This window comes from Terribacillus saccharophilus (genome assembly GCF_002272745.1).
Taxonomy (GTDB): domain Bacteria; phylum Bacillota; class Bacilli; order Bacillales; family Amphibacillaceae; genus Terribacillus; species Terribacillus saccharophilus_B.
The window spans coordinates 297,864-311,004 of the sequence record NZ_NPBD01000002.1 but is presented as its reverse complement, the minus strand read 5'-3'; the positions used below and the strand labels follow the sequence as shown (position 1 = coordinate 311,004).

General features: G+C 44.9%; 13 protein-coding genes. 4 read left to right on the top strand and 9 right to left on the bottom strand.

The genetic code is table 11. The features are described 5' to 3' along the window. Window positions 1-10 precede the first annotated feature (10 nt). A complete protein-coding gene (locus CHH58_RS03395; RefSeq protein WP_095232662.1) occupies window positions 11-1,531 on the bottom strand; it encodes an ABC transporter permease/substrate-binding protein in 1,521 nt (506 codons plus the stop codon). Then, entirely contained in the window at window positions 1,528-2,595 is a 1,068-nt protein-coding gene (locus CHH58_RS03390; RefSeq protein ID WP_095235081.1) for an ABC transporter ATP-binding protein, read from the bottom strand. Before CHH58_RS03390 ends, CHH58_RS03395 begins: the two co-directional genes overlap by 4 nt. 154 nt (window positions 2,596-2,749) lie before the next feature. Between CHH58_RS03390 and plsY the strand changes: the two genes are divergently transcribed. The 3 genes from plsY (at window position 2,750) to yidD (ending at window position 4,648) form a co-directional block, all read left to right on the top strand. Then, the gene (gene plsY, locus CHH58_RS03385) at window positions 2,750-3,352 is read left to right on the top strand and encodes a glycerol-3-phosphate 1-O-acyltransferase PlsY (RefSeq protein WP_095230294.1); all 603 of its coding nucleotides are present in this window, start codon (window positions 2,750-2,752) and stop codon (window positions 3,350-3,352) included. A gap of 113 nt (window positions 3,353-3,465) precedes the next feature. After that, window positions 3,466-4,398, top strand: a complete 933-nt coding sequence (gene folE2, locus CHH58_RS03380) for a GTP cyclohydrolase FolE2 (protein ID WP_095230293.1) — start codon at window positions 3,466-3,468, stop codon at window positions 4,396-4,398. 4 nt (window positions 4,399-4,402) lie between these two features. Next, window positions 4,403-4,648 (top strand): membrane protein insertion efficiency factor YidD, encoded by a 246-nt coding sequence (yidD, locus tag CHH58_RS03375; protein ID WP_095217764.1) that lies wholly within the window; start codon window positions 4,403-4,405, stop codon window positions 4,646-4,648. An 11-nt stretch (window positions 4,649-4,659) separates the two neighbouring features. Here yidD and CHH58_RS03370 read toward each other — a convergent pair whose 3' ends face one another. The 5 genes from CHH58_RS03370 to acnA all read right to left on the bottom strand — a co-directional run bounded on the left by CHH58_RS03370 (window position 4,660) and on the right by acnA (window position 10,961). Further along, entirely contained in the window at window positions 4,660-4,977 is a 318-nt protein-coding gene (locus CHH58_RS03370; protein WP_095230291.1) for a hypothetical protein, read from the bottom strand. Between the two features lie 3 nt (window positions 4,978-4,980). Next, on the bottom strand, window positions 4,981-5,400 hold the full coding sequence (locus CHH58_RS03365) for an acyl-CoA thioesterase (RefSeq protein WP_095230289.1): 420 nt from the start codon (window positions 5,398-5,400) through the stop codon (window positions 4,981-4,983). Next, window positions 5,397-7,652 (bottom strand): AAA family ATPase, encoded by a 2,256-nt coding sequence (locus tag CHH58_RS03360; RefSeq protein WP_346426078.1) that lies wholly within the window; start codon window positions 7,650-7,652, stop codon window positions 5,397-5,399. The genes CHH58_RS03365 and CHH58_RS03360 overlap by 4 nt, the downstream gene beginning before the upstream one ends. 65 nt (window positions 7,653-7,717) lie before the next feature. Next, window positions 7,718-8,161, bottom strand: a complete 444-nt coding sequence (locus tag CHH58_RS03355; protein ID WP_095262014.1) for a TlpA family protein disulfide reductase — start codon at window positions 8,159-8,161, stop codon at window positions 7,718-7,720. Between the two features lie 91 nt (window positions 8,162-8,252). Then, window positions 8,253-10,961, bottom strand: a complete 2,709-nt coding sequence (gene acnA, locus CHH58_RS03350; RefSeq protein ID WP_095230287.1) for an aconitate hydratase AcnA — start codon at window positions 10,959-10,961, stop codon at window positions 8,253-8,255. Window positions 10,962-11,206: 245 nt separating this feature from the next. Here acnA and CHH58_RS03345 point away from each other — a divergent pair, with 245 nt between their 5' ends. Beyond that, entirely contained in the window at window positions 11,207-11,332 is a 126-nt protein-coding gene (locus tag CHH58_RS03345; RefSeq protein ID WP_095217759.1) for a small acid-soluble spore protein P, read from the top strand. Between the two features lie 40 nt (window positions 11,333-11,372). Here the strand turns inward: CHH58_RS03345 and CHH58_RS03340 are convergent, their stop codons facing one another. Together CHH58_RS03340 and CHH58_RS03335 are read right to left on the bottom strand one after the other, a co-directional pair. Then, window positions 11,373-12,479: an ATP-binding protein gene (locus tag CHH58_RS03340; protein WP_249275021.1), complete on the bottom strand. Its 1,107-nt coding sequence runs from the start codon at window positions 12,477-12,479 to the stop codon at window positions 11,373-11,375. A gap of 188 nt (window positions 12,480-12,667) precedes the next feature. Further along, window positions 12,668-13,141 (bottom strand): CcdC family protein, encoded by a 474-nt coding sequence (locus CHH58_RS03335; RefSeq protein WP_095230285.1) that lies wholly within the window; start codon window positions 13,139-13,141, stop codon window positions 12,668-12,670.

The following is a 13,141-nucleotide window of genomic DNA, read 5'->3' as shown; positions in this document are numbered from 1 at the left end:
GCCCCTTTCCTTAGAGTAAACCTTCCTGCTCGAGGTATTCTCTTGCTACATCCTCTGGCTGTTTCTCTTCGAAATCGACTTGGTAATTCATCTCTGTCATTTGCTCATCTGTTATCTTACCCGCAAGCTTTCCCAATATGTCAGCAAGCTCTGGGTATTCATCAAGCGTCTCCTGACGCATCAGCGGAGCACCTTGGTATGGCGGGAATAGATTTTCCGGATCGTCCAACGTTACAAGATCCAAATCTCTAATATAACTGTCTGTCGAATAGGCATCGATAATATCTACATCATCAGCTTCGATCGCTTGCTGACGTATACCAGGATCCAACGTACTCAGCTCACCAAACTCGACTCCATAAAGCTCCTGAATGCCTAAATAGCCATCTTCCCGATCACTGAATTCTAATGTGAATCCAGCTGTCATCTCATCATCCATTTTACGAAGGTCCGCAATCGTTTGTAAATCGTTTTCTTCTGCGAATGATCGCTTCACTGCAAGTGTATACGTATTATTGTACGCCATCGGCTCCAGATATGCCATGTCGAACGATTTACTCATAGCTTCCTTCGCCTGCTCGTATACTTCCTGACCGTCATTACTTTCTGCTTGTTCACCAGCTAATGTTACTAATGCAGTACCGCTGAATTCCGGATAAATATCAATACTCCCGCTTTTCAATGCTTCAAACAGGAAATCTGTTTTTCCTAGATTCGGTTCCAATTCAACCTCTAAATCAGACTGGTCCTCAATAAGCAGCTTGTACATATTGATAAGGATCGTAGGCTCAGCATTCAGCTTACCGCCGATTACGAGATCCGGCTGATCATCTTGAGCTGCCACAAATGGTGTAACGACACCGATAATAGCCACCAATAGCAAGACGGCCAGTGATTTGAATCCAAATTTCCGGCTCGTGCGCTCGAATATACGAATGACCAAATCCAATAGAATAGCCAGCAAAGCTGCTGGAATTGCCCCAAGCAGAATGAGGTTTACATCACCGCCTCGGTCAATTCCTAACAAGATCAGTTCCCCGAGTCCTCCGGCACCGATCAAAGCAGCGATAGTAGTAGTACCGACAATCATGACCATCGCAGTCCGTATACCAGCCATGATGATCGGCATTGCGAGCGGAAGCTCTACTTTGCGAAGACGGCGGAAACTGTTCATTCCCATACCTGTTGCTGCTTCTTTCAAAGCTGGATCAACTTCGGCGATACCGGTATATGTATTACGAAGTATCGGAAGCAGCGCATAAATAATTAGTGCTACAACCGCGGGTCTTGTCCCGATACCTATCAGTGGTATCAAGAACGCCAAGATAGCAAGACTAGGAATCGTCTGCAGAACTGCTGCTACTGCGATAATCGGTTCAGCCAGCTTTTTGGAGCGGCTGAGCAGGAGACCAAGCGGTACGGCGATTGCTATACTGATAAGTAAAGCAATGATCGATATTTGCAAATGTTCACCCAAAGCTGTCCAAAAGGAATCACTACGCTGCTCGAATACGTCTAAGAATGCGTTCATTGCGTGACCACCCCATTCTTGACTTCCGTCTTACTCGCTAAATATGTCAATAGCTCCTGCTGCGTAAGTGTACCAATTAGTTCATTGTTCTTAGTGACAGGAAGGATGCTAGTACCGGTATTTTCAAATACACTTACTGCTTCCAATACATTCATGTCATTGGGAATTTCCATGACATTTTGCTGTTTGCCATGCTCCACTGCGCACAATACTTGTCCGTCATCACTTGATAGAATATAAGCTTGCTCCGAGTCAAAATTACCTTCTTCGTATGCTGTTTGTGTCAGAATACGCGAAACTGTTTGGGAAGCTACAATATCTACCGCAGTCTGCCATGGTGATTTTTTATCTCCTATAAAGTTGCGGACGAAGGAATCACGCGGCTCAAGTATCAGTTTCTGCGGTGTATCAACTTGGATGATTTCACCAGCATTCATGAGACAGACCCGATCACCTAACGCTGTTGCCTCATCAATATCATGCGTTACGAAAACAATTGTCTTCTTAATCTGCTTCTGTAGTTTACGGATATCCTTTTGCAGGCCTTCTCTGCTGATCGGATCCAATGCACTGAAAGGCTCATCCATCAGCAAAATCTGCGGATCGGCAGCGAGGGCTCGAATCACACCGACTCGCTGCTGCTGGCCACCAGATAATTCAGAAGGCTTCTTTTTCATATAGATGGAAGGCTCCATCCCCACCATTTGCATCAATTCTTTTGCACGATCATGAATTTCTTTCTTCTTCCACTTTTTCATTTCTGGAACAACAGCAATGTTCTCTTCTACAGTCATATGCGGAAATAAAGCAATCTGCTGCAGAACATAGCCGATATTCCATCGTAGTTCGTGTATGTTGTATTCTTTCAACTGTTTTCCGTTTATGTATATATCACCTGCTGTTGGTTCAACAAGCCTGTTAATCATTTTCATCGTCGTTGTCTTGCCGCAGCCGCTTGGTCCAATAAGTGTGAGAAGTTCTCCTTCCTTTATCTCCAGATTGAAATTTTTGATTGCCTCAGTCCCATCGGGGTAAGTCTTTTGTACGCCTTTGAATTCAATCATACCTTCACCTCGTATTATGTACTAAGTGTCCTCATACCCTTGCATCTAGGGATTTAATCCTATACTATGTAAAAAGTTATGCCCTTCCATGATACTTCGTGCTAAAATGGATAAGCAAGTAATAGGAACGTTTTGTTGTTAAAGGAGAATGTATATGGAATACGTGTTATTCATCCTGCTCGCCTATTTGATCGGTTCAATTCCATCTGCCCTGATTGTCGGCAAAGTAGGCTACAATATAGATGTCAGAGAGCATGGAAGCGGTAATCTTGGTGCGACAAACACATTCCGGATACTCGGGAAAAAAGCCGGAACAATTGTTTTGATTGCAGACATCTTGAAAGGAACAATCGCCACAATTTTGCCTGTTATGTTCGGGTTCGATATATATCTGCTCGTCATCGGTCTAGGAGCAGTCATCGGACACGTTTATCCGGTATTTGCCCGTTTCAAAGGCGGAAAGGCTGTTGCGACTTCAGCGGGAATTATCCTAGGCGTAAATGCCTTGCTGTTCGCCATTATTATTGCAAGTTTCGTTATCGTGCTGCTCATCAGCAAATATGTATCACTTGCTTCCATGACAGCAGGCGTTGTCGGCGTTGTTGTCTCGATCTTTATTGCACAGGATATCGTGCTTACTATCGTTCTCGGATTGCTGGCTATATTTATCCTCTATAAACATAGACAGAATATCGTCCGTATCATCAGACGTGAAGAACCGAAAGCGTCCTTCCTCGTGAAAAACAATTCCAGGTAAGCGGGATTGTTTTTTTCATTTTCCCGGGAATACTCGGTTCAGACAATTGAATTACGAGCTTAGCTTCGGGTATACTTTAAGCTAGTCCATGCGACTTTGAAAGGAGTACAATTATGCAACACCTACACACACCAACTAAAAAACAGCTGCCATCAAAGGCAGAACGTCATAAATTGTTCGGCTCTGTTGCGCCAGGCAAGAAGACGAAACCAGAAAACAAAGCCGATATGGCTGACTTACAAAATACGAAAAAGAACTTTCTTTTCCATATAGATGCAGTCGGCATTGCGAAAGTAAAACATCCGATCCAAGTGATCAGCACTACGCGTCCTGCTATGCAGACTACAATCGGAACGTTCGAATTCACCTCAAGCATTCAGCAGGATAGCAAAGGTACAAATATGAGCCGGTTCACTGAACAGCTTGATTTGTATCATAAGAACGGATTTACTGTATCTGTTAAAAGCTTACAGACATTCGTTGCAGAGCTTGCAGACCGCCTGAAACAAGAGGATGCACGCGTTAAAGTGACATTTCCATGGTTCTTTGAGCGAAGCGGCCCTGCTTCCGGCATGACTGGATTGAACCATGCGGATGCTACGCTTGAAGTGGCTTATAACAAACATACCGGCTTCCGCACGACAGCTAAGCTGTCCGGCACAGTGACAACACTATGTCCTTGCTCGAAAGAAATCAGCGAATACAGCGCACATAACCAGCGCGGCATCGTCTCTATGGAAGTGCAGCTGACAGATGCGTTTGATGAAGACGTTCGTGACTGGAAAGAAGATTTGCTCGAAGCTGCCGAAAGCAATGCGAGCGCACGAATTCACCCTGTCCTGAAGCGTCCGGATGAGAAAATGGTTACGGAAACTGCCTACGAAAACCCGCGCTTTGTCGAGGATATGGTCCGTCTTGTTGCAGCTGATTTGTATGAGCTCGATTATGTGGAGAAATTCACTGTATCATGCAGTAACGAGGAATCCATCCATCTGCATGACGCTGTAGCCACATTAAGCTACGACAAACGCGACGAAGAGGAGTAAGCATATGGACAAGGTATTTTTAGCCTTGATCCGTTTCTATCGCCGATTTATCAGCCCTGTAACACCGCCATCCTGCCGTTTTTATCCGACATGTTCTCAATATGGGCTGGAGGCAATCAAGCAGTATGGTGCATGGAAGGGCGGCTGGCTCACTATCAAACGTATTTCTAAATGCCACCCTTTTCACCGTGGTGGATTTGATCCTGTACCTGGTACAACATGTGAGCACCATCATGAAAAAAAGCAGTAATCCCAAAAGGATTACTGCTTTTTATTTTGTAAGAGCTGAAATCTCTCCAGCTGCTCCCATTGCTGTTCTGCCTGGAGTATACGAAGCTGATAGTCACCAATCAAATCGAAATGCAATAGATCTTCATGCTCATCAATCCAAACTTCCTGCAAACCGTACTGTGCTCCCCAATCTATCAGCTTCTGTCGGTCTGCACAGCCGGCTTTTGTCACTGTCTTTGCTTCAGGAAATCGCGCGTCCAGCCAATAGTGAGTCAAAAAAGCTATCTCCCCTTGGCGTACACGCTCCTTCCATTCTTTCAATTCATTACGCCTGATCCCAAATGCCATTTGTTATGCTTCCATAGCTTTCGAATATGCAGCATGCCATTCCGGCAGGGAACGACGAATGGACACCGGGCGGAAGGTTTCCTTTTTCACGACTGTATGAGTCGACGTTCCGGATACACAAAGCTTACCAGCTTCATTTTTGATTTCGTAGCGATACATTGTTCGAATGCCATCATAAGATTGAAGCCATGTTTCCACAATCGGCTTTTCTCCGTACCGAACCGGATAATGGAAATTCAATTTGGCATCCACAACTGGGGAAAGAAAGCCGTCCTCCTCCATTGCTGCGTAGCGCAGACCTAATGTCTCAATAAAGTCGGTCCGACCTATCTCAAACCAAACAAGATAATTTACGTGATACACAACGCCCATTTGATCGGTCTCGCCGTATCTTACATTTATTTCTGATGTTGATTTCTTCATAAAGCACTTCTCCTAACCATTTCCCAAGCATTTTCTATATCTGTCTTCTCAAGCATATTCATTTCCGTCTGCTCTTGGCTTTCTACAAGTCGAAGTGACTGGAACTGGATTGCTTCGTCCAAGAGATTCGTAACGAATCGGGCATTCCCTGCTACTGTTACTGCATCAAGCCGATCTTTCAAGAAAGCTTCCGCTTCTTCAGAAAGGATGTACGCATAATTTTCCATCGCATGCTTAAAAATCGCAACGAGCTCTTCACTATTGTAATCAGGGAAGATAAAATACTTCTTAAAACGAGAAGCAAGCCCTGGATTGCTGTCGATAAATTGCTTCATCTCCTGCTGGTAACCTGCAAGTACCACTACCAAGTTTTCATTATGCTTCGTCATCTCATCTACAAGCGTGTCGATTGCTTCTTTGCCAAAATCTTGTGAACCACGGAACAAACTGTACGCTTCATCAATGAATAATACTCCGCCAAGCGCATCTCGAATGACTGTTTTTGTTTTGGCAGCTGTTTGGCCAACATAACCCGCCACCAGATCGCTTCGCGAAGCAACGACCATATGTCCTCGCTTCAGCAATCCGCGCTCTTTCAGGATAGCAGCGTAAATTTTAGCAATCGTCGTTTTACCAGTTCCAGGATTACCAGTAAAAACAGCATGCAGCTGAATTGGTACTGCAGGAGCTCCTTTACTTTTTCGCGCCTGCTGAATTTGAACAAAGGAAGATAGTTTTTTCACTTCTTCCTTTATCGATTGCAGACCGATCAGCTGTTCCAGCTGCTGCAATGGCTCTGATTCGTTTTCGTTCTGTTTAGGATCTTTCACATCTTGAGATGACAGTGTCATATGATCTATCCAGGAATCTGTCGTCAGTTTACGGTCAGCTCCTTTTTGGAAGATGATCCGAAGAACAATATCCCTTACAGTACGGGCATTCCCAAATGTATCATCTACGCGTGCTTGTTCGATATTATCCTGCACAAGACGCAGCGCTTTTTCTGTAAAAAAGAAATCATTCGCTAGTGCCGTTTTCTCTGCAATCTGCAGGAGTTCTTCTGTCTCGAAGTCCGGAAGCTCGATGTAATTCTGATCCGGAATTCTGCTGCGTAGACCTGGATTAGCGAATAGAAACTGACGCGTCTCTTCTGGATAACCAGCAAGAATGACTGCGAATTTGCCGCCATATTCACTGCTCGTCATACTTGAAACAAGGGTATCAATTACTGCCTGTCCATAATCATTTCCGCTCTGTCCTTCTCGCTTCAAGCTATAAGCTTCATCTATGAACAGCACGCCGCCAATTGCCTGACGCACATAATTTGTCGTGTTTTCCTCACTCTGACCAAGATACGAACCAACCAAATGGGAACGGTTTACTTCGACAACATGATCAGATTCTAATAGTCCAAGCTGATGATACAGTTTAGCCAGCAAACGAGCTATCGTCGTTTTACCCGTACCGGGGTTCCCTGTGATGACCATATGAAGACCTGGTTCATCTACCATCTGGAACCCAAACTGTTTTCTCTCCTGTTGATAGCGCAGATAATGGTAATAGTCGTGAATGTACGTCTTTACATCCTGCAGTCCGATCAGCTGATCCAGCACTTCTAGCGGACGGCTCTCGCTCGCCTGACTCAAAACATCAGGCAGCGCTTCCTTTACAGCTGTCAGGGATTTCAATATTTGCAGAACAGTTGCGTTCATGGCTGTAACTGGCGAACCTGTCTTTCTATTTTCTATCGTATCAATTGTCTGTTCCAGCAGGACAAGTAAATCTTCCAATTCCTCATAAGAACGGTTATATGCAGATGCAATTTTGCTGGCCCCATCTACTCTGCGCGGATATGCCTGTAAGGCATCCGTCAGCTGACTGTGCAAGGATTGAGACTTCTTTAGTTTTGCAGGATCGAAATCCGTTTCCCTTATCGACCATACTGGCAATTCTGTGTTCATCAATGCTTGGTAGTATTGATTCACTTGTGCGAATTGGTCGATCTCCATCACGATTGGGTGGGACCGCTCAGAAGCAGCGAGCAGCTGTCTGCTGATAGGATCCTGCTTATGCACGCGCATGATCCGGTAAAAAGCGATGATACGATACAAGCCTTGTCTTAAGGCTTCTTCTTCCCCTGTATCAAGCTCTGATGCCATACGTAACGCCTCTATCTCTGATAGAGGCGGTGAGATGTCCATTGAACTCCATCCAATCACTTGTTCGTTCAGGGTTTTCTCTGTCTGTGCCACAAGTATGCCCCCTTTTCTATCATCATTTTAGCATACTACAGCCAGACAGGTGAACTGGCGGAACTTTATTTGACCCATTCCTCCAGTTGCTTCTTTGTCACAGGTCCAGGGATAACCCGCTGTTTACCGGATTCGTTCACAATGATTGTGAATGGTACAGCAACCTGGCGGAATTGATGTGCTACAGCACCTTCCGTATCCAGATAAACCGGCACTTGGAGAGCACTTTTTTGTACAAAGGCCTTCACTTGCTTCTCGCTTCGCTCACTCTTAGTAGCATTGATGCTATACACATTTACCTTTTTACCCGCAGCAGCATGAAACTCCTCCAGTTCCGATAAATCCGACAAACATGTATCACACCATGTTGCCCAATACATAATTACTACAGGCTTCCCATCCGCACGTTCAATCAGAGCTTCGACAGATTCCAGTTCTACTGTTTTAGCCTGTACAATGGATGGAAAGATGAACAACATGAGACATATGAGAAGTAATCCTCGCTTCATAAATATTCCCCCTTCGCCGTTTATTTTGGGCTAAAGAGAACCAAACTAACCAAAAAAAGAAGCAGCCATTTCGGCTGCTTCTCGTAAGTTCTTATGCATGCTGTAGTTTGTCACGCAATACCATGTTCAAAATACCGCCATGACGATAATAATCAATCTCCACTTCACTGTCGAAACGAGCTACTGCTTCGAATTCGGTTACTTTGCCATCTTCAGCAGTTGCTTTTACTTTGACAACATCACGCGGAGAAATATTTTCATCAACAGAAACGTCGATACTTTCACGGCCATTCAAGCCAAGGGATTCCGCACTCTCGCCAGGCTGGAACTGCAATGGCAGCACACCCATCATGACAAGGTTGGAACGGTGAATCCGCTCGAAGCTCTGCGCAATGACAGTTTTAATGCCAAGCAAGTTCGTACCTTTGGCTGCCCAGTCACGAGAGCTTCCCATGCCGTAGTCTTCCCCAGCAAAGATTGCCAAACCAGTCTGATCAGCTTGATATTTCATTGCTGCATCATAGATCGGCATTACTTCATCTGTCGGCCAGTAAGTTGTGTAACCACCCTCTGTACCTGGTGCCAGCTGGTTGCGGATACGGATGTTTGCAAATGTACCGCGCATCATTACCTCATGGTTACCGCGGCGGGAACCATAGGAGTTAAACTCGCGAGGTGTAACACCTTTATCCTGCAAGTATTTACCTGCCGGCATATCTTTCGCAATTGCACCAGCCGGAGAAATGTGATCCGTTGTCACAGAGTCGCCAAACTTCCCGATTACGCGCAATCCTTGTAAAGGCTGCACTGTGCCGCTTCCTCCAGAGATGTTCTCAAAGAAGGTAGGATTTTGGATATAAGTAGATTCCGAATCCCACTTGTAAAGCGGTTGGTCTGTTGTGTCGATTTCATTCCATTTAGCATTGGAATTGAAGACATCTTCATACTCCTTGCGGAAGATTTCCGGTGTAACAACCTCAGCAACTGCATCCCGAATTTCTTTGTGAGTTGGCCATAGGTCTTTGAAATAAACTGCTTTTCCGTCTTTATCCGTTCCGATTGGATCATTATCCAAGTCGATATCTACTGTGCCTGCAAGTGCATAAGCCACAACTAGAGGAGGTGAAGCCAAATAGTTAGCTCGCACAAGCGGGTGGATACGACCTTCAAAGTTACGATTACCAGAAAGCACGGATGCAACCGTCAAATCGCTGGAAGAGATCGCTTCTTCGATTTCAGGGGACAACGGTCCAGAGTTACCGATACATGTTGTACAGCCGTACCCTACAAGTGTGAAGCCTAATTGGTCAAGATAAGGCGTCAGACCTGCATCATCCAAGTAACGTGTTACTACTTTAGATCCAGGTGCAAGGGATGTTTTCACATACGCGGGCACATTCAGACCTTTTTCAACTGCATTCTTTGCAAGAATCCCAGCTCCAAGCATAACGTATGGGTTAGATGTATTCGTACAGGAAGTGATCGCAGCAATTGCGACAGCACCTGTTTTCATCGTGGATGTCTTGCCATCCGGATGGTGTACGTCAACCGATTTATCGAATTCACTCTTATCAAGTCCGAATCCTTGGTTGCCAGATGGTGCAGTAATTGAATCAACGAATGATTTCTGCATTCCAGAAAGCGGAATCAGATCCTGTGGACGCTTCGGACCAGAAAGGTTCGGCTCCAATGCAGAAAGGTCGATTTCCACCAATTCTGTATACTCAGGATCGCGCGTATCCGGTGTGTACCAGAAGTCGTTTTCCTTCGCATACTTCTCAACCAAGTCAATTTGTTCCTGGCTTCTGCCTGTCAAATGCATGTAGTTCAGTGTTTCTTCATCAATTGGGAAGAAACCGCATGTCGCACCATATTCCGGCGCCATATTCGAGATTGTCGCACGATCAGCAAGCGGCATATCCGCAAGTCCCGGACCGAAGAATTCTACGAATTTTCCGACCACGCTCTTTTGACGGAGCACTTGTGTCACCTTCAGTGCCAAGTCGGTCGCAGTGGAACCAGCTGGCATCGTACCTACGAACTTGACTCCAATTACATCTGGTGCCGGGAAGTAAGATGGTTGTCCAAGCATACTTGCTTCTGCTTCGATACCGCCGACACCCCAACCAAGAACACCAAGTCCATTGATCATCGTCGTATGGGAATCGGTACCAACCAATGTATCAGGATAAGCAGTATACGAACCGTCTGCATCCTCGTTACCATGGACGACATTCGCTAAGTATTCCAGGTTAACCTGGTGAACGATACCAGTTGCAGGCGGAACAGCACGATAATTATCGAATGCTTTCTGCGCCCAATTTAAAAATTCATAACGTTCTTTGTTTCGCTCAAATTCCAATTCCATGTTCACTTTCAGCGCATCTTTCGTGCCATACTTGTCGACCTGTACAGAGTGGTCAATGACAAGATCCACCGGAATCTCCGGGTTGATCTTATCTGCATCGCCTCCAAGATCGACCATCGCTTTCCGAAGGGAAGCGAGATCCACGACTGCCGGTACACCGGTGAAGTCCTGCAGGATAACACGGGAAGGCTTGAATGGTACATCGGTGATGTTCCCATTCCCCCAGTTTGCTAAGCCTTCTACATGCTCGTCCTTAATTGCAAAGCCATCATGCTGACGGATCAGCGATTCAAGCAGTACACGGATGGAGAATGGCAAACGGGATACTGTTCCGAGCCCTTTCTCTTCAAGCGCTTTCAATTGATAGTAATTGTACGTCTTTCCGTTTAATTCAAACTGTTTCTTTGCGTTGTATGAATTATTTCCCACCATCGTATGAACAAACCCCCTTGTGAATTAGCCTGCCCTATCACAATCTTATGATAGAACAGCACGAGCTAACATCGATTTGCACTTTTTATTCTAAATGAAAACGATTCATAAGTAAATTAATTAAGAGCAAAAAACACGCGTAAAATAGGGAATAGTAGCGCATTTTGCGCTGCACCTATAGATTTTGATAACGTTCGCATAAGGCTTTCTGAAGAAGGAATAATAGGTACTGCGGAGGTGAAAAAATGGGCGATCAGAAAGGGAAACAACGCAAACACCCAGAAAAGGTGAATGAGCCGCTAAGTGGGTCTAAAAAAGTAAAAAACAAAAATCATAGCAGACAAAAACACAATAGTCATCACGACATGTAAAAGAAACATGGCCTCTTATAGAAGAGGCCATGTATAAATATTATAAGCTAATTGGCAGTGAAGCTCTGAACGTGCTCCCCTTCGTTTCATTGCGAAGGATATCCAGTGCACCATTATGCTTGTCCAGTATTTGTGTACAGATCATTAAACCAAGACCCGTCCCTTCTTTCTTCGTCGTAAAGAAAGGCTCCTTGAGCTTAGCAAGCACCTCGTCCGGGATTCCTGGTCCCTCATCCACTACGTCTACTATACAATCTTTACCTTCTTGCCGCTGCCGAATATCAATCTTACCGCCATGCGGCATTTCTTCAAGCGCATTCTTTATAAGATTGATAAAAAGCTGTTTGATTTGAGATCGATCACAGAGAAGTTTGCTATTTTCTCCTTTTTCGAAACTAATCTGGACATTTTGCAAACGCGCCTGAGAATAAAGCAGCGTGATGACATCCTGCAGCATTTCATGAATCGTTTCTGGTTCTTTGTTTTCTGCTACCGGTTTTGAAATGAATAGAAGCTCCGATGTGATTGTTTCGATTTTCTCTATTTCTTCAACCATGATCTGGTAATATTCTTCTTTGCGGCTGATTCCGGCCTGAATGAGCTGGAGGAAACCTTTAAGACTAGTAAGCGGATTACGTATCTCGTGCGCAATTCCTGCTGCAAGCTGTCCGGCCACACTCATCTTCTCTGACCGGAACATCATCTCTTCTATTTCTTTCTTATCGGACACATCCTTAGCCACGCCAACATAATAAGGTACGCCCTGATTCTCTGTCAAAGAGATGCTCGCTTCCATCCAAATATGCTTGCCACGGTTATCGAGTACTGTCAGATGAAATCGTTGCGGCCATTCTGTCGTAGTCTCAAACCTATTCCGCAGGACAGGCACGTCACATGACTCTAAATACGCCAAAGAAGATGTACCGACCACTTCTTCCGGCAAATAGCCAAGCAGCCTTGTAATCGACGAAGAAGTATAGTGAATTATTCCTTCGTAGTCACAGACGAAAACTATATCAAATCCGTTTTGATCGATCCATTGCAGCATCGGTGCAGGAAGTTCAGCCAAAGAATGTGGATCAAAGCCTGTCGGATTAAATGAAGCCGCTTCTTTCTTTTTCTCTGTCTTATAGTCGTCTTCGTTCAAGCTCCTTCGCCCCCTTTTACGTGACATTGTTCGTGTATCTATGTATGTATAAGTCCTTTTGTTAAGTATGTTACTACAATTATAGAAAAAACAAAACGTCCATACCACGATTTTCCTAAAACTTGTATAGACAAAACCATTATATGAAAAAAGACCTTCTTACTTGGAAGAAAGTCTTTTGACAACCATCAGGTGATTTGTAAGCGTCTCTCAAGCCGTTTGTACTTCCAAAACATCGCAATACGCCAGGAAACGATCATACCGAATGCAAGCAGGAAGAACACACCGCCCATCTCCCCGATTTCAATCGTCTGGCCGATAGCAACCTTCAACAAGACCCGAACAAACACGAGTCCAACAATGATTACTGCAAATGCTTTTGAAGGCTTCAGAAAGATCTGTTCGTCCCGTACCTCAAAATTAGAGGTTAGAATCAAAAGACTAGAGAAAATAATCCCCGCTCCGAGTGAGAACCAGACTTCCCACCATGGCACACGGAATACTGGAAAAAGAAACATTAACGCACCAGTACTCATGAACAACGGCGGCAAAATGATTTTCTTCGCCGTCACCGGTCTGGCAGCTGCGCGCATTCGAACCATTGCAACGGCCAGACCCATACATGCAACCAGGATGGTACTAATGATAACAGGTAATGTCAT